This is a genomic window from Paenibacillus sp. FSL R7-0273 (genome assembly GCF_000758625.1).
Classification (GTDB): domain Bacteria; phylum Bacillota; class Bacilli; order Paenibacillales; family Paenibacillaceae; genus Paenibacillus_AQ.
The window spans coordinates 5,431,107-5,453,798 of the sequence record NZ_CP009283.1 but is presented as its reverse complement, the minus strand read 5'-3'; the positions used below and the strand labels follow the sequence as shown (position 1 = coordinate 5,453,798).

Genomic DNA, 22,692 nt, shown 5'->3' with positions numbered 1-22,692 from the left:
ATGGAAAAAAGGAGCAGCCGCAGCTACTCCCTTGATCTTTTCCCATTCGGGTCCAAAGAATAATCGCCTTCCTCGGTATCCATGTAATGACGGTAGCTGTTGCCTTTGATGATGGTAAGATGATTGCCGGCAATATCGGTCGCGACAAAATTCTCCCACGGCTCCACGAAGCCCTCGGTTTCGTCCGCCTCAATCTCCATGTCATTATAGGAGCGGATTTCATTGTCTTCAGCCATGGCCGGTGAATTCGAGCTGCCCCAGCTTTCAACGATCTGCCAGGCGTCCTCCCCGTCGAACCCGTTCTGCTCTTCACGTTCGTCGAGGCTTGTCCGCCCGAATGGCGGAGACAGGAATTCTTCCTCTGCCGGCCGTGTAAAAGGCGAGAACTGGCGCGGATTATGCTCCTTGCAGTACCGGGTTGAGGGAACGACGGACAACCGTTCAAACGGAATATCCCCGCCGCAGACGGCGCAGCTGCCATAACTGCCTTCCTCCATTGCGCTCAGGGCATCATCAATTTCCTCCAGCTCATGCTCATCCCGCTCAACGAGCGAGATATCCATCGAGCGGTGGTACAGCTCAGTTGCCGCATCACCGGGGTGGTTGTCGATGGTGGACAGCTCGCCGGTGTTGTCGCGCAGTGATTCCTGCAGTCCGTAGTGCTCATTGTTCTGCAGACGGTGGCGGATGTCCTCCTGCTGCTGAAGCAGCGCTGTATGCAGCTGTGCAAGCTGCTGTGATGTCAGGTGACTCATAGGAGTATGCTCCTCTCGGTTGCTTTTATCGAAACCCATCCTTCTAAGATAGCTTGGCCGGAGAGGCACATTTTTACCGCTGGAAAATGTTTTTTGCCTAAGGCTTTTTGCCCAAGCCATCAATAGACGGGTTCTTGAGGCCTGTGCTACAATATACAAGTCTTAATTCAGTATTCGTACCGCAGCCGCGGGAAAAATAAGAACGGAGTGACAACTTCTGTGGTGTACTTTCTGATTGCGCTAATTGTATTTTTGATTGACCAGGGTACCAAATATGTGATTGCTACCCGGCTGGAGCTCGGAGAGCAGATTCCGGTTATCAACGATTTCTTCATTATTACCTCACACCGCAATCGTGGAGCCGCTTTCGGCATTCTTCAGGGACAGCAGTGGTTCTTTATTTTGGTAACGACTGTCGTGGTGATCGGTATCATCTGGTACCTGAACAAAGCACGGAAGACCCGCAAGCTGCTGCCTACGGCGCTGGCGCTGGTACTGGGCGGAGCTATCGGCAACTTTTTGGACCGTCTGCTGAACGGCGAGGTTGTAGATTTCCTGATGTTCAATTTCGGCAGCTATACCTTCCCGATCTTTAATGTGGCTGACTCCTGCATTGTAATCGGGGTAGCGCTGATTATTCTGGATACGCTGCGTGATGTGAAGGGCGGAGAGGAAATCACTGAGGTTAAAGAGTCAAAGGAAGTAAAAGAAGGGAATGAATGATTTGAACAAGGACTTTGGCGAATTGGCGGCTGAGGGAGCCTCTGAAGAGGACAAGGACGTCACACAGTGGACGGTTGCAGCAGAAAACGCCAAGGAACGGATTGATAAATACATCACCGAAGCCTGGGAAGAGGAGATTTCCCGCTCGCAGGTGCAGCTATGGATTACTAATGGGCATGTTTCGGTAAACGGCGCTCCTGTAAAAGCGAATTATAAGCTGTCGGCAGGTGATATCGTAGCTATATCTGTACCGGAGCCCGAAGTAACAGATCTTGTACCGGAGGATATCCCGCTTGATGTTGTCTATGAAGACAGCGATGTTATCGTGATCAACAAGCCGCGCGGCATGGTTGTGCATCCGGCAGCCGGCCATCCGTCAGGAACACTGGTCAATGCGCTTATGTATCACTGCAAGGATCTGTCCGGCATCAACGGCGAGATCCGTCCGGGAATTGTGCACCGCATCGACAAGGATACCTCCGGACTGATTATGTCGGCCAAAAATGACGCCAGCCACGCCTCGCTTGCAGCCCAGCTGAAGGAGCACAGTGTAACCCGGCGTTATATCGCTGTTGTGCACGGAAACGTGTCGCATGACAAGGGGACTGTGGATGCGCCAATCGGCCGCGATCCGCATGACCGCAAGCTGTATACTGTAACCGAGAAGAACAGCAAGAAATCGGTGACCCATTTTACCGTGCTGGAGCGCCTGGGGGATTGTACCCTGCTGGAGCTGCAGCTGGAGACAGGCCGTACGCACCAGATTCGTGTGCATATGAAGTTTATCGGCCATCCGCTGGTCGGAGATCCGGTATACGGGCGCAGCAAGGGCATCACAATGAACGGACAGGCATTACATGCCGCTAAGCTTGGCTTCGTGCATCCATCTACCGGGGAATATATGGAGTACAGCCGGCCGATCCCGGCAGATATGGAAGATTTGCTGCTGCAGCTGCGGAGCAGATAAGTACAAATGAAGTGATGATAAATCCATGGTTTTACCGGCGCTTTTGCTTCATATTTAGATTATAGGATGTAGAATCGTCCTGCATAAATTCCAAGGATATAAATAATGCCAGGAGATGAGAACAAGAATATGAGCATTGAACAATACCAGAACACTTTTATTCAGACTAATTTTGCTGACCGCATCGGCGGCGCTAACTACGGCAAGGATACCAACATCTATAAATTTGAAAAAATCAAACGCGCCAAAGCGTCTGCGAAGCAGGATTTTCCTGATATCGAGCTGATCGACATGGGCGTAGGCGAGCCGGACGAAATGGCTAATGAAGGCATTGTCGCCAAGCTGGCTATTGAAGCTGCCAAGGAAGAGAACCGCGGTTATTCCGATAACGGAATTCCTGAATTCAAAGCTGCAGCAGCAGCTTATCTGAAGGAAGTATTCCAGGTTGAAGGCATTGACCCTGTGAACGAGGTTGTTCACTCAATCGGTTCGAAGCCTGCTCTGGCGATGCTGCCGTCCGCCTTCATCAATCCGGGCGACATTACGATTATGACGATTCCGGGTTACCCTGTACTGGGTACTCACACTAAATATTTGGGCGGACAAGTCTATACTGTGGAGCTTAAGAAGGAAAATAATTTCCTGCCGGACCTGAACTCCATTCCTGAGGATATCGCCCGCAAGGCGAAGCTGCTCTACCTGAACTACCCGAACAACCCAACCGGCGCAAGTGCAACTCCCGAGTTTTTCGCAGACGTTGTTGCCTGGGCTAAAAAATATGATGTCGTAGTCATTCACGATGCTCCATATGCTGCATTGACTTATGACGGCGTGAAGCCGCTGAGCTTCCTGTCTGTACCTGGTGCCAAGGATGTCGGCGTAGAGCTGCACTCCCTGTCCAAGTCCTATAACATGACCGGCTGGAGAATCGGCTTTGTTGCCGGTAACCCGCTGATCGTAAAAGCATTCAGTGACGTTAAGGACAACAACGACTCCGGCCAGTTCATCGCGATCCAGAAGGCTGCCGCTTACGGTCTGGAGCATCCTGAAATTACCGAAGCGATTGCTGCCAAGTACTCCCGCCGCCACAACATGCTGGTGGATGCGCTGAACAGCCTGGGCTTCAAAGCCGAGAAACCGAAGGGCTCGTTCTTCCTGTACGTAGCTGCACCTAAGGGTGTCAAAGGCGGACGCCGTTTTGAATCCGGTGAGGACTTCTCCCAGTTCCTGATCCGCGAAAAGCTGATCTCCACTGTGCCTTGGGATGATGCCGGCCCGTTCGTCCGTTTCTCCGTAACCTTTGTAGCCAAAGGCGAGGAAGAAGAAAAACGTGTAATCTCCGAAATTCAAAGACGTCTCTCCGACGTTGAATTCGAATTTTAATGATAAAGCCGCTGCGGTCTTAACAGACTGCGGCGGCTTTTTTTGGCTAAGCTAATGTAAGGTCATGAGGGAAACAGGAAACTGCGGGATTATTTTGCCGGCGGTCGGTACGCCTTTTTATGAAAAGCATTGATGTACTTGAACAGGGACTCCCCGCTATCCGTTACTGCAACTCCAGCCGCGAGCGGCTTCAGCATGGCCTGGTACGGCTCCGGCACCCAGATGTACTGATGAACGTAAGGGGTAAGGATGAAGCCGTTCTTTTCCCAGAAATGAATCCGTTCCGTATGCTCCTCCGACGTACCGGATTCCGCCTCGATAATGACGCCCTGCACGCCATGCTCCTTCTGTGCCCACTCTACGACCGAGTTCAGCAGCAGCGTTCCTGCTCCCTGCCCGCGCAGCTCACGGCTGACCGCAAGGTAATCAATGATGAGCCGTGGGCCCTCTTTTCCGTCGATAACACCTGTAACAGCCATCCCGGCTGTGTGTCCATTTATGATTCCGGCATGCAGATAACCGATTCCAAGGTCCAGCATACTGTGCAGGATTTTTTCCGGCTTGGCTCCGCTGGGAAAAGCTTCGCGGTATACCGGCTCCACGGACCTCCACAGCTCATTGTCCCACTCAGCAATTGTTTTTAGCTCCATGTTCATCGTCAAGTCGCCTCCGGATTTATCATAACAGAGAGGCAGGGGCATAGTAAAAACCGGGGAAAAGGGCAAGGACGGAGGCTGCCTGTTGTGGGCTTTATTTTACCGGCAGATAAGTAATATGACATATAGCTGTCTATTTCAATAGGGTAGAATGCTGGTATAAGCCTAAATGAAGAGGTGTACTTATGGAAAAGCTTGATTTTAAAAAAGCAGACAAAGAATTATACCAGCCCAAGACTGTGCCTGGGGTTGTTAATGTGCCTGAAATGACCTTCATCCAGGTGGATGGGCAAGGGGACCCGAATGAGCCGGAGGGCGAATACCAGAGAGCTTTGGAGACACTGTACTCGCTGTCTTATGCGATCAAAATGGCTCCCAAAAGTAGTTCCGCACCAGAGGGCTACTTCGAGTACGTCGTGCCTCCGCTGGAGGGTCTGTGGTGGCAGGAGGGCATTCACGGGGTGGATTACACCAGAAAGGACAGGTTCTGCTGGACCGCGATGATCCGCCAGCCGGAGTTTGTGAATGAGCAGGTGTACGCTGCTGCTGTGGAGACAGTTACCCGTAAGAAACCGCAGATCGATATTTCAGCGGCGAGGCTTGTTACCTTTGCAGAGGGACTGTGCGTCCAGTGTATGCATATCGGCAGTTATGATGACGAACCGGCGACTGTTGATAAAATGAACAAGTATATAGCAGAGCAGGGCCTGCTGTGTGATTTGTCAGACATCCGGAAGCATCATGAGATTTATCTGTCCGATCCGCGCAAATCGGATATAGCAAAGCTGAAGACGATTGTGCGGCATCCTGTGCGAAAGGCTGATTAACGCTGGTAGGTATAGAGCTTTACCATTTTTCAGCCTCATCTCAATTTAGTTTGATTTTCGCCACCTAAATCTCGTATTTTCCCGTTTTTATGTGTATTAGTTGGAAAAAGGATACCTAATATTACCGAAATGGCCTTTACAGAGAAAAGTAGCCTATTTAGATTACCTTTTTCCAACTAAATAGTCTGGCGGTGGATTAACTGGAGAATTAGTTGTCGATTCTACACTTATTATAAGTTTTATACCTGGCCTGTTGAGGTACAACACTCGTCTTACAAGGTACCATATAAGGTGCCTTGTTAAGACTTTGCTGGTGACGCTGGGCGCACAGCCCAGCCGTCACCCCTTTGCTGCCCCTCCTCCCCGAACCGGGAAAGCCTTCTGTTCAGGTGGAAGCGCGGAGGGGATTTTGGAACTGGAGGAGCGGAGCGTCCGCCTTTGTCTGCAGATTTCAACCGCGAACAGCGGTACAATTGAAGAAATCTGCAGACAACAGCGGCCGGAAGTCCAAAAACCCCGCAGCAGCGCCCGGCACCCAAACAGTACACGCACTATTTAAACGCACCACGTACACGCACCAGATAAACGCACCAAGTACGTGCTTCACCTGTTCGCTCCCATCCCCTGTAAATCTTTCCCGGTTTGACACCAAGACAAACTTCTGTCATAATTCCCTTTAGTTGAATATGCGCCTTTAATTCAGTCCCGTGAGGCTGGCAAGGTAACGTGAATCGAGGTTCGCGACAAATGGATGGGATCCGTATGAGTACGGATAGCCTCTTTATGCGCGCGGACACGCCATCTTTTTTAATCTGCGGATTTCACTCCTTGCCTGCTTTGGGCAAGGAGTTTTTTGTTTTCCGGGGGCTTGGACGGGCGTACAAGCGAAAGGATGGCTGGATAAATGGCTACCGAGAAAAACGTAATTATGGATGAAACGGCAATCCGCCGGGCGCTGTCGCGCATTGCGCACGAGATTTTGGAGAAAAACAAGGGTATCGAGAATTGTCTGCTGGTCGGCATCCGCACCCGCGGGGTGTATCTGGCACAGCGGATCGCAGAGCGGATCAAAGAAATTGAGGGTGTAGAGATTGCCTGGGGCGAGCTCGACATCACGCACTACCGGGATGACCGCGAGGGCGGAGACAGCCGGGAGGCAGCCGAGAGCATGCTGAAGCTTCCGGAAGGCAGCGGCGGTATCCGCGACAAGAAGGTGATTTTGTTCGACGATGTACTGTACACCGGAAGGACGATCCGCGCAGCGATGGATGCCCTGATGGACTGCGGACGGCCGCGGATGATCCAGCTGGCTGTGCTGGCCGACCGCGGACACCGCGAGCTGCCGATCCGGCCGGACTACATCGGCAAAAACGTGCCGACCTCCAGGCATGAGCAGATTGAAGTGGCGCTGACGGAATACGACGGCAAGGACGAGGTTTACATTATTTCCAACCGGGAGGAACGATAACAATGATGACAGCAACCAAGGTGAAGGAACGCAGTCTGCTGGGGATTAAAGAGCTGGACCGGACAGAGCTTCTGCAGCTTTTGAACAGAACGGCTTACTGGGACAACCAGAAGGAGAAGCTGACACCGGTGCTGAGATCGCAGTTTGTGGCTAACATGTTTTTTGAGAATAGCACACGGACCCGCTTTTCCTTCGAAATGGCTGAGAAACGCCTTGGTGTGCAAGTGCTGAATTTTACGGCGGCAGCTTCCAGTGTAGAAAAAGGCGAGTCGATCTACGATACAGTGCGCACACTGGAATCGATGGGGATCGACGCCGGAGTTGTGCGTTTGAAGCCTGCAGGCGTGCTGCAGCAGCTGGCGGAGAAGGTATCCATCCCGCTGATCAATGCCGGAGACGGCAACAACGAGCATCCGACCCAGGCGCTGCTGGACATGTATACGATGACCAAAAATTTTGGCGAGCTGAAGGGCCTGAAAGTGTCGATTATCGGGGACATTATGCATAGCCGGGTGGCCCGCTCGAACCTCTGGGGACTGACGAAGATGGGAGCAAGCGTGCAGTTCTGCGCCCCGGACAGCATGAAGGCGCCTGAACTGGCGCAGTATGCACCCTACGTTAGTATAGAAGAAGCACTGAAGGCGGATGTGGTTATGATGCTGAGAGTGCAGCTGGAGCGCCATGCAACAGGCATCCTGCAGTCAGCCGATGAATACCGCAAGCAGTACGGACTCACTGAAGAGCGTGCAGCCAAGCTGGATAAGAACACGATCATCATGCATCCGGCGCCGGTCAACCGCAATGTGGAGATCGATGATGCGGTAGTCGAGAGCAGCCAGTCACGGATTTTCCCGCAGATGGCTAACGGTGTTCCGGTGAGAATGGCAGTCATGGAGCGTGCACTTCAATAGAAGAGACAGACACTAAAAAAACCTGACATAAATGGATTAATAAATATACACAAAGATGAATTTTTATTATATAATACAAACAGAGCTTGGAGCTGCGGCTTGCAGGCAAAAGGAGAATCATCATCGTGATCATTAGAAACGCCAGCGTATTGAACAAAGACGGCGAACTGGAAATCAAGCACATCGTAGTTCAGGACGGAATCATTACAGCGGTTGAAAGTGAGCTTCCTGCGGAAGAATCCGGTGAGATTGTCGATGCGGAAGGCAAGCTGCTGGTACCGGGCCTGATTGACATGCATGTGCATCTGCGCGAGCCTGGCTTTGAGCATAAAGAAACGATCGAAACGGGCGCACGCTCGGCTGCCAAGGGCGGATTCACCACCATCGCCTGCATGCCGAACACCCGGCCGGTAACAGACACTCCTGAAATCGTAGAGCTGGTAAAAGAAAAAGCACGTGAAGCCGGACTCGTTAAAGTACTGCCATATGCGGCAATCACCAAAAATGAGCTTGGCCGCGAGCTGACTGACTTTGCCGCCCTGAAGGAAGCCGGAGCGATCGGCTTTACAGACGACGGTGTAGGTGTACAGACTGCCCAGATGATGAAGGATGCCATGAAGCTGGCTGCAAGCCTGGATATGCCGGTTATCGCCCACTGTGAGGATGATTCACTGGTCGAAGGCTGTGCGGTTAACGAAGGAACTTTTGCAACCAAGCATGGTCTGAAGGGAATTCCAAATGAGTCGGAAGCGATTCATGTCGGCCGCGATGTTCTGCTCGCTGAAGCTACAGGCGTTCACTACCATGTCTGCCACGTCAGCACAGAGCAGTCGGTACGGCTGATCCGCCAGGCGAAGCAAATCGGCATTAAAGTGACTGCTGAAGTGTGTCCGCACCATCTGCTGCTCTCCGAAGAGGATATCCCTGGAATGGACGCCAACTGGAAAATGAACCCGCCGCTGCGCTCCCGCCGCGATGTGGAAGCCTGCATCGAGGGGCTGCTGGACGGCACGATCGACATCATCGTAACAGACCATGCACCGCACAGCGAAGAAGAAAAAGCCAAGGGCATGCAGCTTGCACCGTTTGGCATCGTCGGCTTCGAGACAGCCTTCCCGCTGCTGTATACCGCTTTTGTAGCTACAGGCAAATGGGACCTGAGCTTGCTGGTGCAGCGGATGACTGCTGATCCGGCCCGCGTATTCCGGCTTAACACAGGCAGCCTTGCCATTGGGGCACCGGCTGATCTGACACTGATTGACTTGAATGAAGAGCAGGTGGTAGACCCGGCCACTTTTGCCACTAAAGGACGTAACACTCCGTTTACCGGATGGAAGCTGAAAGGCTGGCCGGTAGCAACCTGGGTAGACGGCAAGGCCGTCTGGACGCAAAACAGCTAACATCCTGACTCAGTCGGGATAGAGACAATAGAATCAGACTACAGAAACAAGAAGGAGTGGAAGGAAATGCAGGCAAGATTGCTGCTTCAGGACGGAACGCTGTTTACAGGTACCGCATTTGGCGCTGAGGGCGAAAAGACAGGCGAGGTTGTTTTTAACACAGGGATTACAGGTTATCAGGAGGTACTGTCGGATCCTTCCTACTGCGGACAGATCGTAACGATGACTTATCCGCTGATCGGGAACTACGGCATTACGCGTGATGATTTTGAATCCGTGCGTCCTTTTGTACACGGCTTTGTTGTGCGCCGCCATGAAGAAGTACCGAGCAACTGGCGTGCTGAATACAGTGTGGACGACCTGCTGAAGGAATACGGCATTCCCGGGATCAGTGAAATTGACACCCGGATGCTGACCCGCATTATCCGCCACTACGGAACGATGAAAGCCATCCTGACTACCTCTAACAAGCGTGTGGAAGAGCTGATGGAAATGATGGGTGACACAACCATTGAGGAGCTGCGTAACCAGGTTGCCCGCACCTCGACTACTACAAGCTACAGCAGCCCTGGAACAAAGGAACGGATCGTGCTGGTTGACTACGGCGCGAAGACGGGTATCCTGCGTGAGCTGAACAACCGCGGCTGTGACGTAGTGGTTGTGCCCCATGATGTAACTGCAGACGAAATCCGCCGCCTGAACCCTGACGGCATCCAGCTGTCCAACGGCCCTGGGGATCCTAAAGATGTACCTTACGCTGTCAACACCATCTCTGAGCTGCTCGGAGAATACCCGATCTTCGGTATCTGCCTGGGCCACCAATTGTTCGCTCTGGCTTGCGGCGCAGACACTGAGAAGCTGAAATTCGGCCACCGCGGCGGTAACCACCCGGTTAAGGAATTGGAGAGCGGACGCTGCTTCATCACCTCGCAGAACCACGGCTACACTGTTAATGAAGAATCTGTGCAGAGCACCGAGCTTGAAGTGACGCACATCAATAACAATGACAAGACTATCGAAGGTTTAAAGCATACCCGTTACCCTGCCTTTTCGGTGCAATACCATCCGGAAGCAGCGCCGGGACCACATGACAGCAGCTATCTGTTCGACCGTTTCCTGCAGATGATTGCTGACCACAAAGCGAAGACGCCTGCCGGCTCGCGCCAGGCGCAGCTTGCTGCCAATGCCAGAATCACGGCACCTAAACAAACGCCGAAGCTTGAAGCCGTGAAAGGAGCTCTATAATTATGCCTAAGAATGATAAACTTAAAAAAATCCTCGTCATCGGCTCCGGTCCGATCGTCATCGGCCAGGCCGCCGAGTTTGACTATGCAGGCACACAGGCCTGCCAGGCCCTGAAGGAAGAAGGCGTGGAGGTTGTACTGATCAACAGCAACCCGGCCACCATCATGACGGATACTAACATGGCTGATAAGGTCTACATTGAGCCAATCACCCTTGAGTTCGTAACAGGCATCATCCGCCAGGAGCGTCCTGACGGACTGCTGCCGACACTGGGCGGCCAGACCGGCTTGAACATGGCGGTTGAGCTGGCGCGTGCCGGCGTACTGGAAGCAGAGAACGTGAAGCTGCTGGGTACTCAGCTGCACTCGATCGAGAAGGCAGAGGACCGCGACCTGTTCCGCGAACTGATGCGCGAGCTGGACCAGCCGGTTCCGGAAAGTATTATTATCACTACAGTAGACGAAGCTATGAGCTTTGCTGAGGAAATCGGCTTCCCGCTGATTGTCCGTCCGGCGTATACCCTGGGCGGAACCGGCGGCGGGATCTGTGACAACGCGGAAGAGCTGCGTGAGACAGTAAAAGCGGGTATCCGCTACAGCCCGATCGGCCAGTGTCTGGTCGAGAAGAGCATCGCCGGCATGAAGGAAGTAGAATACGAAGTTATGCGTGACGCAAATGACAACTGTATCGTTGTCTGCAATATGGAGAACTTTGACCCTGTAGGTGTACATACTGGCGACAGTATCGTTGTAGCACCGAGCCAGACGCTCTCCGACCGTGAATACCAGATGCTGCGCAGCGCTTCACTGAAGATCATCCGTGCGCTGAACATTGAAGGCGGCTGTAACGTACAGTTCGCGCTTGATCCGCAAAGCTATCAATATTATGTAATTGAAGTAAATCCGCGTGTCAGCCGCTCTTCGGCGCTTGCCTCCAAGGCAACCGGCTATCCAATCGCTAAGATGGCAGCCAAAATCGCCCTCGGCTACACGCTCGACGAAATCGTTAACCCGGTTACCGGCCAGACGTATGCCTGCTTCGAGCCGACGCTGGACTATATCGTCAGCAAAATCCCGCGCTGGCCGTTCGACAAGTTCACCTCGGCGAACCGCAAGCTGGGCACACAGATGAAAGCGACCGGCGAAGTGATGGCGATTGGCCGTACCTTTGAAGAGTCGATCCACAAGGCTGTCCGTTCCCTGGAAATCGGAGTTCACCGCTTCCGTCTGCCGGGTGCCGAGCTGCTGGAAGACAGTGTGCTGCGTAACCGTCTGGCCAAAGCGGACGATGAGCGCCTGTTCCTCATCGCCGAAGCTTACCGCCGCGGCTATCAGCTGCAGGAAATCCAGGATATTACGAATGTAGACTGGTGGTTCCTGTCCAAGATTGAAGGACTGGTGCAATTCGAGGATGTGCTGCGCAGTGAAGAAACGTTGAGCGCTGAAACGCTGTACCAGGCGAAGCGCAAAGGCTTCACTGACCGGGCCATCGCCGAGATTCGTGCCGAAGGACGTCCGGGCGGTGCCCAGACGAAGGAGGCGGATGTCCGCAGCCTGCGGCTTGCGCAAGGCCTGACACCGGTCTTCAAGATGGTAGATACCTGTGCTGCTGAATTCGAAGCATCGACACCGTACTACTACTCAACTTATGAAACAGAAAACGAAGTAACTCATTCCGACAAGCAGAAGGTTGTAGTACTAGGCTCGGGACCGATCCGTATCGGCCAGGGGATTGAGTTCGACTACTCCACTGTTCACGCGGTATGGGCGATCCAGAACGCCGGCTATGAGGCCGTTATTATCAACAACAACCCGGAGACGGTGTCTACGGATTTCAATACCTCGGACCGGTTGTATTTTGAACCGCTGTTCTTTGAAGATGTAATGAACGTCATTGCCCAGGAGAATCCGATCGGGGTTATCGTGCAGTTTGGCGGCCAGACGGCCATCAACCTTGCTGCGCCGCTGGCGGCTGCCGGTGTGAACATCCTCGGAACCAGCCTGTCGAGCATCGACGAAGCTGAGGACCGCAAGCGGTTCGAAGCGCTGCTGGCCCGTCTGGATATCGCACAGCCGAAAGGCAAGACAGTAACCGATGCAAGCCAGGCGGTAGAAACAGCCCAGTCCCTCGGCTATCCGGTGCTGGTGCGTCCTTCCTACGTGCTGGGCGGCCGCGCAATGGAAATCGTATATAACGACGCTGAGCTGATGAGCTACATGGTTGAAGCGGTCAAAATCAATCCGGAGCATCCGGTCCTGATCGACCGTTATATGCTCGGCAAAGAGGTTGAGGTTGACGCGATCTGCGACGGTGAAACGGTTGTTATTCCGGGTATCATGGAGCATGTGGAGCGTGCAGGCGTCCACTCCGGCGACTCCATCGCCGTATATCCTCCGCAGTATCTGGATGAAGGCCTGAAGCAGAAGATCACCGACATCACGATCAAAATCGCCAAAGAGCTGAAGACCATCGGTCTGGTGAACATCCAGTTCGTTATCTACCAGAACGAAGTGTACGTAATCGAAGTGAATCCGCGCTCCTCGCGTACGGTTCCGTTCCTGAGCAAGGTAACCGGCATTCCAATGGCGAATCTGGCGACCAAAATCATCCTCGGCGGCAAGCTGAAGGAAGAGGGCTACACAGAAGGCCTGTGGCCGGAGAGCGACTATGTATCGGTTAAAGTGCCAGTGTTCTCTTTTGCCAAGCTGCGCAGAGTTGAGCCTACCCTGGGACCTGAAATGAAATCAACCGGTGAGGTTATGGGCCGCGACAAGCTGTATGCCAAGGCGCTGTACAAAGGTCTGATTGGTGCAGGAATGAAAATTCCGGCGACCGGCGCGATCATCGTTACAGTAGCGGATAAAGACAAAGCCGAAGCAGTTGAGCTGATGAAGGGCTTCCATGCTATGGGTTACAAAATCATCGCTACAGGCGGCACGGCGCAGGCGCTGGAGCAGTCCGGCCTGAACGTGATGAACGTCAACAAGCTGGACGAAGGCGAGCCTACGATCCTCGACCTGATCCGCAGCGGCCAGGCGAACTTCGTGTTCAACACCCTGACCAAGGGTAAAACACCTGAGCGTGACGGCTTCCGCATCCGCCGCGAAGCGGTTGAGAACGGCGTGGTATGTATGACCTCGCTCGATACCGTAGCAGCGCTGCTGAAAATGCTGCAGACGATCAACTTCTCGTCACAGTCGATGCCCGCTTTTGTCGGACAATAAGATATGAATACCAGGAACCGCCTGCGGGCGGTTTCATACAGGGAACGGTTTGCGTTAGCGCAGACCGTTCAACTGTGCCCGGGCAAGCAGATGATGAATGAAGGAGAGGGAGAACGACCGATGGAACAGCAAACCCCAGAGCAGACAGAGCATGAGACGATTGGCCAGATTGCCAGACGGGATGAAATGGCCGGCAGGCTGATGATTCCGCTGGATTATCCGGATGCAGATTCGGCGCGGGTCCTGATTGATAAGCTGGAAGGCATTCCGTGCTACCTGAAGGTCGGCATGCAACTGTTCTATGCAGCAGGGCCGGATTTTATCAGAGAGCTTAAGGAACGCGGCTATTCCGTCTTCCTGGATGTGAAAATGCATGATATCCCGAATACAGTCCGCGGCGGTGCTGAGAGCATCACCAGACTAGGTGTAGACATGTTCAACGTGCATGCCTCCGGCGGTAAGACGATGATGGCTGCAGCACTGGAGGGAGCCGCAAAGGCGGTCAGCCTGAATCCTTCGCTGCACATCCCGCTGATTATTGCGGTGACACAGCTTACAAGCACGAGCCAGGAAGTCATGAACGAAGAGATCGGCATTGCCGGGAATGTAGAGGATACCGTAGTTCGTTATGCTAAGCTGGCGGCTGAAGCGGGCCTGCATGGCGTAGTTGCTTCCCCGCAGGAGTCGGCAGCGATCGCAGCAGCCTGCGGTCCGGAATTCGTCACGGTAACGCCGGGTATCCGTCCGGCAGGCTCGTCCCTGGATGACCAGTCCCGTGTTATGACGCCTGGACAAGCTATCCGTCAGGGCAGCCACTTCCTGGTCATAGGCCGTCCGATTACCGCAGCAGCCGACCCGCGCGCAGCAGCACTATCCATTATTGAGGAGATGACACAAGCATGAGTACATTGTCTAATACAAGTAAGCAAGTTGCAGCCTATCTGCTGGAGATCGGGGCCGTTGCCCTGCGTCCGCAGGACCCGTTCACCTGGACCTCCGGCATCAAATCGCCAATCTATTGTGACAACCGTCTGACAATGTCCTTCCCGGAAGTGCGTAACTATATTGCAGGCGGCTTTGCAGAGCTGATTAAAGCCAGCTATCCCGAGGCGCAGGTCATCGCAGGCACAGCAACCGCCGGTATCCCGCATGCGGCCTGGGTATCCGATAAGCTGAATCTGCCGATGGCTTATATCCGCGACAAGGCCAAAGGCCACGGCAAGCAGAACCAGATCGAGGGCAGTATCTCGCCCGGCCAGAAGGTTATCGTGATCGAGGACCTGATCTCCACCGGCGGCAGCTCGATCAAAGCGGCTCAGGCGGTAGAGGAAGCAGGCGGAGAGGTTCTGGCGGTTCTGGCGATCTTCAGCTATGAGCTGGACCGTGCCACTGAAGCGTTCGCAGCAGCCGGTGTGCCGCTGCAGAGCCTGTCCAACTACACGACCCTGATCGATGTAGCCCTGAGCCAGGGCAAGATCGCAGAGAGCGATGTAGCGCTGCTGCAATCTTGGCGGAAGGACCCGGCTTCGTTCGGAGTATAGGCCTAGTTTAAATATTTTAAAGGCGGGACTTGCGGCTTTCAGGTTATGAGAGTAGCAGGTCCCGCATATTTATCTGTCATGATGGGGTATGCTATAACTGCAGCGCTGAATACCCGACTTCAAAGGAGACATCCATCATGAACTGGATCTATTTTGCCAAGCTGTTCAGGACGAGATTTCAGGCGGGCTGTCTGGCCAAAAGGCTGGAGCAGGACGGCTGGATCTACGGCTATCATGACCCGCAGTTTGTAGAAATTTACCGTTCGCGGAAGGGCCGTTACGGGGTTCGCTTTTTACCCTGAGCAATTAACAAATTCATCCTTGACTTTATGGCCTTATTTAATGTATATTAACTATTGTCGCTGTTTGAATAAGTTTACTGACGCGGGGTGGAGCAGCCCGGTAGCTCGTCGGGCTCATAACCCGAAGGCCGCAGGTTCAAATCCTGCCCCCGCAACCAATTATTCTTTTACAGCCCTTGTACATTCGGATACATTAGATCCGGGCCCTTAGCTCAGTTGGTCAGAGCGGTCGGCTCATAACCGATTGGTCACAGGTTCGAGTCCTGTAGGGCCCACTTCACTAAACCCCTTGCCTAGCAAGGGGTTTTTGCTTTGTTTGGGGTTGTTTGTGATTCTGAGGAGAAGCAAATATATACAGAAGAAGCTGTCCTGCTAACCGATTTGCTAACGGAGCCTATTTATCTACAGGATTAATCTATTTTCCAGGAATTTATTTAATTCTGCTTCGATTTTGTCAAAGGTTTCTCTAACCCGTCGACCGATGACGAATTTTCTTTTTGCTATCCACATATTTCCTTAATAACCCTTAAGTTTATTGTAAATAAATGTCGAATAACAGACTGTTTGTTCGCCCTTTTTTAGTGTAGGCTTGTTGCATACATATTGAAGGAGATGGATGTTTGTGAAAAAAGGAATTAAGGTGAGATATAAATTGTTTTTAGTGATGAGTATAATAGTATCTGTTATTTTACTTCAACCAATAATTAAAGGTGAGGTTTCACATGCAGAAGGTGGAGATGTTATTGAAATGATTGGAACTGTGCCCCCAGATGGAACTATAGTGTCTGCTGATAAATCATACAGTGGGATGGCTCCTAGCAATGTAATAGATTTGAATTTTGAAACCTTCTGGAATAGTGGAGGTTATAACGGTTTATTAGAAATGAAATTTCCTGAAGAGATTTATTTGGATTTTGTACAATTAGCAGCTTCTGCTAGTCCAAAAACTAATGTTTCCTATAAGTTGTATGGTTTTCAGTCCGGGAGTTGGGTTGAAATATCCGGAAAAATAAATAGAGAAGTGGAAAACCACGCAAATAAATATTACACGATTTTAGATCCTTTTGCAGTGACTCCAGGAAAATATAGCGGTATTAGAATAGAGTGTGCTGAAAGTAATACTTGGATTGCTATTAGTGAGATCACAATAGGCTCTCTAACACCACCAACAGCAGAGCCAACACCAACGACAACACCACAACCTACCATTGAGCCAACTTCAACGCCAAGGGTAACACCGTCACCGGCTCCAGAGCAGCCAACAAGCGACCGAGCTATTTTGGTTGTCACCATGAATACCGGTCTTGAAAAGGAGTTTGACCTAAATATGTCTGAAGTCAATGACTTCATTACGTGGTATGAAATTAAGCAGGCGGGTACAGGGACAGCATCCTTTGCCATTGACAAACATGAAAATAATAAGGGCCCATTCACCAGCAGAAAAGACTATGTTATTTTTGAAAAAATTCTGACTTTCAGTGTAGATGAATATTCTGTTCAATAACAATAATAACTAACCCGCCGGGCTCATGCCTGACGGGTTAGTGTTCACTTCAATGTATACTCGTTTACTTCGAAGGTGAGTATCTTATCGAAGATTATATAATCTTTTCGGATTGTGAAAGGTCCTTTGTTGTTGTCATGTTTATTAATTGCGTAAGCGGCTGTTCCACTCCCCGATTGTTTGCTTTCATACCATGTAATAAAATTATTTACTTCTTCTAAACTGAGATCGAATTCTTTTTCGAGACCTGTAATCATGGTTACAACAAGAATTGCTCGATTTCCAATTGATTGTTCAGGAGATGGTGATGGCGTTGGTGTTGGTGTTGGTGTCGTAGTTGGTTCAGGCGTTTCTGTACCGTAAACTTCAACACTTCCAACAGGAGAATTTGAAGTTGTTTGCTTGCTTCCACCAAACACAAATATTCTGTCTTTGTAAACAACAGCTGATGAACCTGCCCTTGCATCATTTAGACTAGGGAACGCTGACCATGAGTTTGTTGTAAAATCGTATCCTACTACTGATGCTGTTTCTACATTAGGTGTGCTTCCGCCAATCGCTATAATATTATTCTTGTAAACTACTACAGAAGGTGCGTTTCTTAGTGTTGGTAGGCTTGTTTTCATCATCCATGAATCATTAAGAGGATCATACTCTTGAAAAAAATCTACAGCTACGTTATTACCTATGTATCTGCCACCTACAAGATATATTTTATCATTGTATGTGACAGCTCCTGTACCATGTATCGCTTGTGGTATGCTTCTTTTCTCGGACCAAGAGTCATTTTGAGTATCATAGACCTGAACTTTTGCAATTGACGTCACATTAGTTGTTAATCCTCCAAAAACATAAATCTTATTATTGTAATTTACGGCAGAAGTACTTCCTGCTGGAAAGAGCATGGGAGATTTAGTTGTCCAAGAATCAGTTAACGGATCATACATTTCAACAGTATTAACCGCGCTCCCACCTGTCCATGAATAGAAATTCCCTGTATATCCTCCAAAAACATATATTTTCCCATCTGCAACAACTACTGATGCAGATGAACGAGCTGTGGGCATATCTGCTTTTTTTGTCCATGTATTAGTTGCTGGATTGTATGCTTGAACATCTTTGTATGGCATCGCTCCTGCTGATCCACCTATTGAATATATAATTCCATTAACTTCGGCAACTGCATTGGCAGCTCTGGCATCAGGCAAGTCCGTGACTTTTGTCCAAACGTCCGTTTCTGAAGCAAACACAAACTTAATTGATGTAACGCCTGAGATAACTAATAGAATAATAAACATAAAAATCTTTTTGTTTTTTAACAAAATATAACAACCCCTTATTAATGATGAATTTGAGTTTATATTTTAATATAAGTAATGTCTAAACATTTATTCCTAAATATGTAATATGTAGAATCAAGACAAAATTTGTACATAAAATGGGCATTGTGAAACATACACCCCTGATGCCTAATGTAAGACTATCGGAGTGTCTTGTTAGTTTAAGATAATTTTAATACTAGGACAGTGTTAGATCCTTCTAACAGATTTGCAAACAAAGTATTTGAAAAAAAAAGCTAAGTCCATACACAGAAAACCTCTATTAATTAAGTTCAATATAACCTCACTAACCCCTTGACTAGCAGGGGGGGGCTTTGTTTAGGGTTGTCTGTGGTATTAACCCATCATCTATAGTAATATTTTGTTAATAAGGAGGCGCTTTGTCTCTTGGCTAGTGTTCGGTCTTGTAATAGATTTGATTTTGATTAGAGGAGGTGTAGGCTTGTACTTTTGGCTGTTTTTTATTCTTCCGCTATCCTGTGTGCTGTTTCTTTATAACTGTTTTTCCTTGTTCAAAAAAATCCATGAGGGCAAGAACCTGTCCATCCGTAACATTATATTCGCTTCAATAGCACTTTACCTGATAGTTCTTATGCCTGCTGCTATTTAGTTGGCAGAGCATATTATAAAAACTCCGGTCGGGCTCAAAACTTCTCAGGATTCTCAATTCTCATCGAGGCAACTTCGCCGCATCTTTTACAGAACGTGTAAATTACGCCTGAGCCCCAGGAAAAAGACTTATTGATCGGCATTACACGTGCATATCCGCTATCTAACTTGCCTTTAACGAATTCTGTCCTTCCGCAAACTTTGCAAGCTGTTTGTGCTTGGTTCATTATATCCACCCCACAGTCCGTATTTCTAATTGTTTACGCTGAGTTTTGTAATTAAGTTTCATGATCTGTACCAGAGAAGGGGTTTAATTCCATATAACGAAAGTAACAACCAGATCGAATTATTCTACATGGGGGACTTAAAGATGGCGCGGAGAAAAAGTAAAGTGAAACAGGAGGAAGAGTTCTTTGAGGCGCTGGCTGGACTGGCTGCGTTGTCTTTAGCTGTGTTAGGCTTTTTCATCACAAAATCTATCTATGGGGCTATGGTTGGAGGAGGTTTAGGGCTGGTTATTGTGCTTTCTATAATGAAGTACATCCATGACAAACGGGCTGAGCGTTTGAAGAAGTCCGGCATTGCAGACATTGACCGGATGGAAGGGGTACAGTTTGAGAAGTATTTAGGCTATTTATTCCGGGCACAGGGGTACCAAACGGAGGTTACCAAAGCAGCAGGTGATTTTGGTGCTGATCTAATCCTGCAAAAAGAAAGCAAAAAAATCGTGGTGCAAGGCAAACGTTACAGCAGCAATGTCGGAATCAAGGCGGTCCAGGAAGCACAAGCCTCAATCGCCTATTATACGGCTTCGGAGGCTTGGGTCGTATCGAATAGCGGATATACCGCGGCAGCCTATGACTTGGCCCGGTCAAACGGAGTGAGGCTGATCAACCGCGAAGCGCTGATTGAGATGATACTGGTCATGAACCCGGGAGCTGTGCCTGCCGCAAAGGCTGTTATTGCTGAGGTTACGGCAGATGAATTCACGTGCCCGAAATGCGGCAGCAAGCTGGTTCTGCGCAGAGGTCCAAGAGGAGAATTCTATGGCTGCAGCAGCTATCCGACATGCCGGCATATTAAGCCGATAAAGGCAGTATAGGAGGCCCCCACAATGATAATCAGAACATTCGCCGAGCAGGACACCACACAGATCGTCGCTCTTTTTTACGGAACAGTGCATTCAGTGAACAAACAGGATTACTCGCAGGAACAGCTCAACGCCTGGGCTTCGTATGAGGATGAGAGCAAGCGGCTTAGCACGTGGAAAGATGCTCTGAGCCGTAATATTTGCTATGTTGTGGAGAGTAATGGCGAAATCGCCGGGTTTGCAGATATGACGCTTGAAGGGTATTTGGACAGGCTGTTTGTACATAAGGAATATCAGCGGCAGGGAATTGCTAAGGCACTGGTGAATACCCTGGAGGCGGAGGCGCGCAGACTGGATTTGACTGAGATCCGTACAGAAGCGAGTATTACGGCGAAGCCTTTTTTTGAACAAGCAGGTTTTGAGGTGATCCGGCAGCAGGTTGTGGAACGCAGGGGTGTGAAGCTTGGGAATTATTTTATGGTGAAAAGCTTGCGCTGAAATCGGTCTAACGAATGTCTTCGAATGGAATATAGGAGGGGCGACAACAGGATGAGAATGCATACAGACCCCCGGAGGAAAGCGTACAGGCAGGTCATCGACTTAGGTATACAGAATGCTGAATGGTTTGTGCTGGGGGAGAAGTTTTCGACTGAACCCGGGGTGGATACATCGGCAAGAGAGCACTACGCACCTGTTTTAGCTGCTCTGCAGCCTTACCTTGTGAAGACCATTGTCATTCAGGACAAGGATACGAAAGAAATCATGAAGGAACTTGCGAAGCTCAAAGGTACATATAACAGTCATGCCTTTTACGGCTCGGGCACGTACTATTTCTACCGTTGCAGTGAAGAGAGCGGAAACGTGCTGAAGCAAGCAGCCAACCGGCTGGCGGACTGGAAGTATCCCAAGCTGCCGGAGGATTTATGTTTCCTCAAAAAAGAAGGCGGGGACTATCTCTACTCAGTCGTGCATGAAGGCATCTATGGCATGGAAGTAACGGAGGAGGAGGCAGCGGGGCTGATGGTGCAAGTTACGGGGCTCTTTATGGAGCTTGCGGCGCACCGGGAGCTGGACTGTCTGCTGAATGATGCCATCAGGCACAGAACGGATAAGCTGTACATCAGCGGACACCGGCTGAGTGAGCTGCCCGAGCGGATAAGGGAGCTTGGCGGGCTGCGTGAGCTGGAGATTTTTGAGCAGGACCTGTATCATCTGCCGGATGAACTATTTGAGCTGGAAAAGCTGGAGCGCTTAATAATCATGACGGCTGATCTGCAAGAAATTTCTGCATCCATTGGCAGGCTGAAAAACTTGAAAGAGCTCACCATCCAGTGCGCCAGCTCAGACCGTCCGGTGCCCGGTTACCAAGCCAAGCCTAAAGAAGAGATTAGCCTAAACCGCATACCGCCGGAGATCGGAGAGCTGGAGCAGCTGGAGCGGCTCACCATCCAGTACACGGCTATCCGCGAGCTGCCCGTCGAATTGACGAAGCTGAAGAAGCTGCAGGCTCTGGATCTCGGGATGTGCATGATTCCGGCGAAGCCGGACTTTTTGCAGGAGATGCAGCAGCTGAAATATATCAATCTGTCGCAGGACTCTTTATGGTGAGTTTGAGCCGTGTGAGCGAGAGTAAGGCGGGGTGAGAGGGATTTTTTCAATCATTGAGTTTATTTTTGAATGTATCGCAGATACGTTTTGGGAAAACCGCAGAAAGAAAAAGACGGATAAGCAGAAAGAAGTATCATGAAAAACCGCAACACAGCAAAGCAGCCCGCCTACAAGGCAGGGCTGCTTTATTAATGTCAGGCCGGCCCGTTGCCGCGGGCCATAGCCTTCCTTATGGAGTCATGCTGTCCCAGAGTGTCTGGAACGCGCCGACTTCCACTTCAAAGAATACGGGGGCGTTGCCATAGCGCACCAGCCCCTGGCCGAAGAGCACCAGCTGAACCTGGGCCTTATCCTCCAGCTCCAGATAGACAATCTTGCGGTCTTCGCTCTCGTAGATGCCCTGCTCGACCAGCGGTTCTGCTGCGAGTGGTTTAGCGGCCTGAAGCGCTGTCACGAAGTTATCCAGCACCTCACCGCCTGCAAGCGGTGCATACTGCTGCTGGCCGTTGTTCCAGCTGTCGAAGCTTTCCCACTGGGCGGACGTAATCCGGCCTTCGAGATTTAGCTCACCGATCAGGTCGGCGCCGCTGTTTACGGTAATGCCGTTGGTATGCTCATATAGGTCAGCGAATACCTGGCCGTCAATTTCCGTGTAGGACATGATCAGGAAGCCGGAATCGTAGCCTTTTACAGTATAGATATCTGTTACGCCGATGTTAGAAGACAGCTCAGTATAGCCATCCTTGCCGGTCCATTCATCAATGCCGCCTGTCGTTGTTCCGAGCTTATCGCCGCGCAGGGCAGCGATGTCTGCAGTTTCCATCCGCGTTGCAGACTGCGTATACACATTGCCTTCATATACAACCAGCGGAACCATGCTTGCCTGAACCTGGGCATTCGGATCCGGAAGCTCCACCTTAGGAATGATGATGCCCGTTCCCGGGTCAACCTGGGCCACCTGCGCCGGAGCCGCCGGGCCGTTGATTTGCTGCCAGATATTTGGTCCGGCGATACCGATGCCTGCGGCAATTACGAGACTTGCTGCGATGTACATCGTTTTGCGCGGGCGTTTCCGCTCCTGCTGCTGTTGCTCCGTTTTGCTGACCAGTCCGTTTTTCATATGTTCACTTGGTTTCATA

Annotated in this window: 20 protein-coding genes and 2 tRNA genes; 18 read left to right on the top strand and 4 right to left on the bottom strand. The window is 50.7% G+C overall.

Going from position 1 to position 22,692, the window contains the following annotated elements:
* Positions 1-23: 23 nt before the first annotated feature.
* Positions 24-755 carry a TraR/DksA C4-type zinc finger protein gene (locus tag R70723_RS23540; protein WP_039875920.1) on the bottom strand — a complete coding sequence of 244 codons (732 nt, stop codon included), beginning with the start codon at positions 753-755 and terminating at the stop codon, positions 24-26.
* A gap of 219 nt (positions 756-974) precedes the next feature.
* On the opposite strand from R70723_RS23540, the gene lspA reads away from it, so the two are divergent.
* The 3 genes from lspA to R70723_RS23525 all read left to right on the top strand — a co-directional run bounded on the left by lspA (position 975) and on the right by R70723_RS23525 (position 3,828).
* Positions 975-1,478 (top strand): signal peptidase II, encoded by a 504-nt coding sequence (lspA, locus tag R70723_RS23535; protein ID WP_039875919.1) that lies wholly within the window; start codon positions 975-977, stop codon positions 1,476-1,478.
* The gene (locus R70723_RS23530; protein ID WP_039875917.1) at positions 1,471-2,445 is read left to right on the top strand and encodes an RluA family pseudouridine synthase; all 975 of its coding nucleotides are present in this window, start codon (positions 1,471-1,473) and stop codon (positions 2,443-2,445) included. The genes lspA and R70723_RS23530 overlap by 8 nt, the downstream gene beginning before the upstream one ends.
* Positions 2,446-2,574: 129 nt before the next feature.
* Positions 2,575-3,828 (top strand): LL-diaminopimelate aminotransferase, encoded by a 1,254-nt coding sequence (locus tag R70723_RS23525; protein WP_039875914.1) that lies wholly within the window; start codon positions 2,575-2,577, stop codon positions 3,826-3,828.
* An 89-nt stretch (positions 3,829-3,917) separates the two neighbouring features.
* Here R70723_RS23525 and R70723_RS23520 read toward each other — a convergent pair whose 3' ends face one another.
* On the bottom strand, positions 3,918-4,484 hold the full coding sequence (locus tag R70723_RS23520) for a GNAT family N-acetyltransferase (RefSeq protein ID WP_052421444.1): 567 nt from the start codon (positions 4,482-4,484) through the stop codon (positions 3,918-3,920).
* Positions 4,485-4,669: 185 nt separating this feature from the next.
* Here R70723_RS23520 and R70723_RS23515 point away from each other — a divergent pair, with 185 nt between their 5' ends.
* The 12 genes from R70723_RS23515 (at position 4,670) to R70723_RS34130 (ending at position 16,906) form a co-directional block, all read left to right on the top strand.
* The gene (locus tag R70723_RS23515) at positions 4,670-5,311 is read left to right on the top strand and encodes a GyrI-like domain-containing protein (protein WP_039875913.1); all 642 of its coding nucleotides are present in this window, start codon (positions 4,670-4,672) and stop codon (positions 5,309-5,311) included.
* Positions 5,312-6,215: 904 nt separating this feature from the next.
* On the top strand, positions 6,216-6,779 hold the full coding sequence (gene pyrR, locus R70723_RS23510) for a bifunctional pyr operon transcriptional regulator/uracil phosphoribosyltransferase PyrR (RefSeq protein WP_039875911.1): 564 nt from the start codon (positions 6,216-6,218) through the stop codon (positions 6,777-6,779).
* Between the two features lie 2 nt (positions 6,780-6,781).
* Positions 6,782-7,690 carry an aspartate carbamoyltransferase catalytic subunit gene (locus tag R70723_RS23505; protein ID WP_039875907.1) on the top strand — a complete coding sequence of 303 codons (909 nt, stop codon included), beginning with the start codon at positions 6,782-6,784 and terminating at the stop codon, positions 7,688-7,690.
* A gap of 125 nt (positions 7,691-7,815) precedes the next feature.
* Positions 7,816-9,090 carry a dihydroorotase gene (locus R70723_RS23500; RefSeq protein WP_372238231.1) on the top strand — a complete coding sequence of 425 codons (1,275 nt, stop codon included), beginning with the start codon at positions 7,816-7,818 and terminating at the stop codon, positions 9,088-9,090.
* Between the two features lie 66 nt (positions 9,091-9,156).
* Positions 9,157-10,335, top strand: coding sequence for a glutamine-hydrolyzing carbamoyl-phosphate synthase small subunit (gene carA, locus R70723_RS23495; RefSeq protein WP_047171219.1), 1,179 nt, complete (start codon positions 9,157-9,159; stop codon positions 10,333-10,335).
* A gap of 2 nt (positions 10,336-10,337) precedes the next feature.
* The gene (gene carB, locus R70723_RS23490; protein ID WP_039875904.1) at positions 10,338-13,559 is read left to right on the top strand and encodes a carbamoyl-phosphate synthase large subunit; all 3,222 of its coding nucleotides are present in this window, start codon (positions 10,338-10,340) and stop codon (positions 13,557-13,559) included.
* Between the two features lie 186 nt (positions 13,560-13,745).
* A complete protein-coding gene (gene pyrF, locus R70723_RS23485) occupies positions 13,746-14,462 on the top strand; it encodes an orotidine-5'-phosphate decarboxylase (protein WP_039879205.1) in 717 nt (238 codons plus the stop codon).
* The gene (gene pyrE, locus R70723_RS23480) at positions 14,459-15,100 is read left to right on the top strand and encodes an orotate phosphoribosyltransferase (RefSeq protein WP_039875901.1); all 642 of its coding nucleotides are present in this window, start codon (positions 14,459-14,461) and stop codon (positions 15,098-15,100) included. Before pyrF ends, pyrE begins: the two co-directional genes overlap by 4 nt.
* A 137-nt stretch (positions 15,101-15,237) precedes the next feature.
* The gene (locus R70723_RS33830) at positions 15,238-15,402 is read left to right on the top strand and encodes a hypothetical protein (RefSeq protein ID WP_167336667.1); all 165 of its coding nucleotides are present in this window, start codon (positions 15,238-15,240) and stop codon (positions 15,400-15,402) included.
* Positions 15,403-15,483: 81 nt separating this feature from the next.
* Positions 15,484-15,560, top strand: a tRNA-Met gene (locus R70723_RS23475).
* A gap of 43 nt (positions 15,561-15,603) precedes the next feature.
* A tRNA-Ile gene (locus R70723_RS23470) sits at positions 15,604-15,677 on the top strand.
* 347 nt (positions 15,678-16,024) lie between these two features.
* Positions 16,025-16,906, top strand: a complete 882-nt coding sequence (locus R70723_RS34130) for a hypothetical protein (RefSeq protein WP_052421443.1) — start codon at positions 16,025-16,027, stop codon at positions 16,904-16,906.
* A gap of 44 nt (positions 16,907-16,950) precedes the next feature.
* Here the strand turns inward: R70723_RS34130 and R70723_RS23460 are convergent, their stop codons facing one another.
* Positions 16,951-18,228 (bottom strand): Kelch repeat-containing protein, encoded by a 1,278-nt coding sequence (locus tag R70723_RS23460; RefSeq protein WP_052421442.1) that lies wholly within the window; start codon positions 18,226-18,228, stop codon positions 16,951-16,953.
* A 997-nt stretch (positions 18,229-19,225) separates the two neighbouring features.
* Here R70723_RS23460 and R70723_RS23455 point away from each other — a divergent pair.
* Genes R70723_RS23455 through R70723_RS23445 form a run of 3 tightly spaced genes read left to right on the top strand, consistent with a single transcriptional unit; the run spans position 19,226 to position 21,553 of the window.
* Positions 19,226-19,957, top strand: coding sequence for a restriction endonuclease (locus R70723_RS23455; RefSeq protein WP_039875898.1), 732 nt, complete (start codon positions 19,226-19,228; stop codon positions 19,955-19,957).
* A gap of 12 nt (positions 19,958-19,969) precedes the next feature.
* Positions 19,970-20,443: a GNAT family N-acetyltransferase gene (locus R70723_RS23450; RefSeq protein ID WP_039875896.1), complete on the top strand. Its 474-nt coding sequence runs from the start codon at positions 19,970-19,972 to the stop codon at positions 20,441-20,443.
* A 51-nt stretch (positions 20,444-20,494) separates the two neighbouring features.
* Positions 20,495-21,553, top strand: a complete 1,059-nt coding sequence (locus tag R70723_RS23445; protein WP_047171218.1) for a leucine-rich repeat domain-containing protein — start codon at positions 20,495-20,497, stop codon at positions 21,551-21,553.
* Positions 21,554-21,782: 229 nt separating this feature from the next.
* On the opposite strand, the gene R70723_RS23440 is transcribed toward R70723_RS23445, so the two are convergent.
* Positions 21,783-22,691: a hypothetical protein gene (locus tag R70723_RS23440; RefSeq protein ID WP_231574771.1), complete on the bottom strand. Its 909-nt coding sequence runs from the start codon at positions 22,689-22,691 to the stop codon at positions 21,783-21,785.
* Position 22,692: the final 1 nt, after the last annotated feature.

Coding starts and splice junctions, on each gene's coding strand:
- R70723_RS23540 (WP_039875920.1), bottom strand. CDS start 755: ATGAGTCACCTGACATCACAGCAGCTTGCACAGCTGCATACAGCGCTG.
- R70723_RS23530 (WP_039875917.1), top strand. CDS start 1,471: ATGAATGATTTGAACAAGGACTTTGGCGAATTGGCGGCTGAGGGAGCC.
- R70723_RS23525 (WP_039875914.1), top strand. CDS start 2,575: ATGAGCATTGAACAATACCAGAACACTTTTATTCAGACTAATTTTGCT.
- R70723_RS23520 (WP_052421444.1), bottom strand. CDS start 4,484: ATGAACATGGAGCTAAAAACAATTGCTGAGTGGGACAATGAGCTGTGG.
- R70723_RS23515 (WP_039875913.1), top strand. CDS start 4,670: ATGGAAAAGCTTGATTTTAAAAAAGCAGACAAAGAATTATACCAGCCC.
- pyrR (WP_039875911.1), top strand. CDS start 6,216: ATGGCTACCGAGAAAAACGTAATTATGGATGAAACGGCAATCCGCCGG.
- R70723_RS23505 (WP_039875907.1), top strand. CDS start 6,782: ATGATGACAGCAACCAAGGTGAAGGAACGCAGTCTGCTGGGGATTAAA.
- carA (WP_047171219.1), top strand. CDS start 9,157: ATGCAGGCAAGATTGCTGCTTCAGGACGGAACGCTGTTTACAGGTACC.
- carB (WP_039875904.1), top strand. CDS start 10,338: ATGCCTAAGAATGATAAACTTAAAAAAATCCTCGTCATCGGCTCCGGT.
- pyrF (WP_039879205.1), top strand. CDS start 13,746: ATGGCCGGCAGGCTGATGATTCCGCTGGATTATCCGGATGCAGATTCG.
- pyrE (WP_039875901.1), top strand. CDS start 14,459: ATGAGTACATTGTCTAATACAAGTAAGCAAGTTGCAGCCTATCTGCTG.
- R70723_RS33830 (WP_167336667.1), top strand. CDS start 15,238: ATGAACTGGATCTATTTTGCCAAGCTGTTCAGGACGAGATTTCAGGCG.
- R70723_RS23455 (WP_039875898.1), top strand. CDS start 19,226: ATGGCGCGGAGAAAAAGTAAAGTGAAACAGGAGGAAGAGTTCTTTGAG.
- R70723_RS23450 (WP_039875896.1), top strand. CDS start 19,970: ATGATAATCAGAACATTCGCCGAGCAGGACACCACACAGATCGTCGCT.
- R70723_RS23445 (WP_047171218.1), top strand. CDS start 20,495: ATGAGAATGCATACAGACCCCCGGAGGAAAGCGTACAGGCAGGTCATC.
- R70723_RS23440 (WP_231574771.1), bottom strand. CDS start 22,691: ATGAAACCAAGTGAACATATGAAAAACGGACTGGTCAGCAAAACGGAG.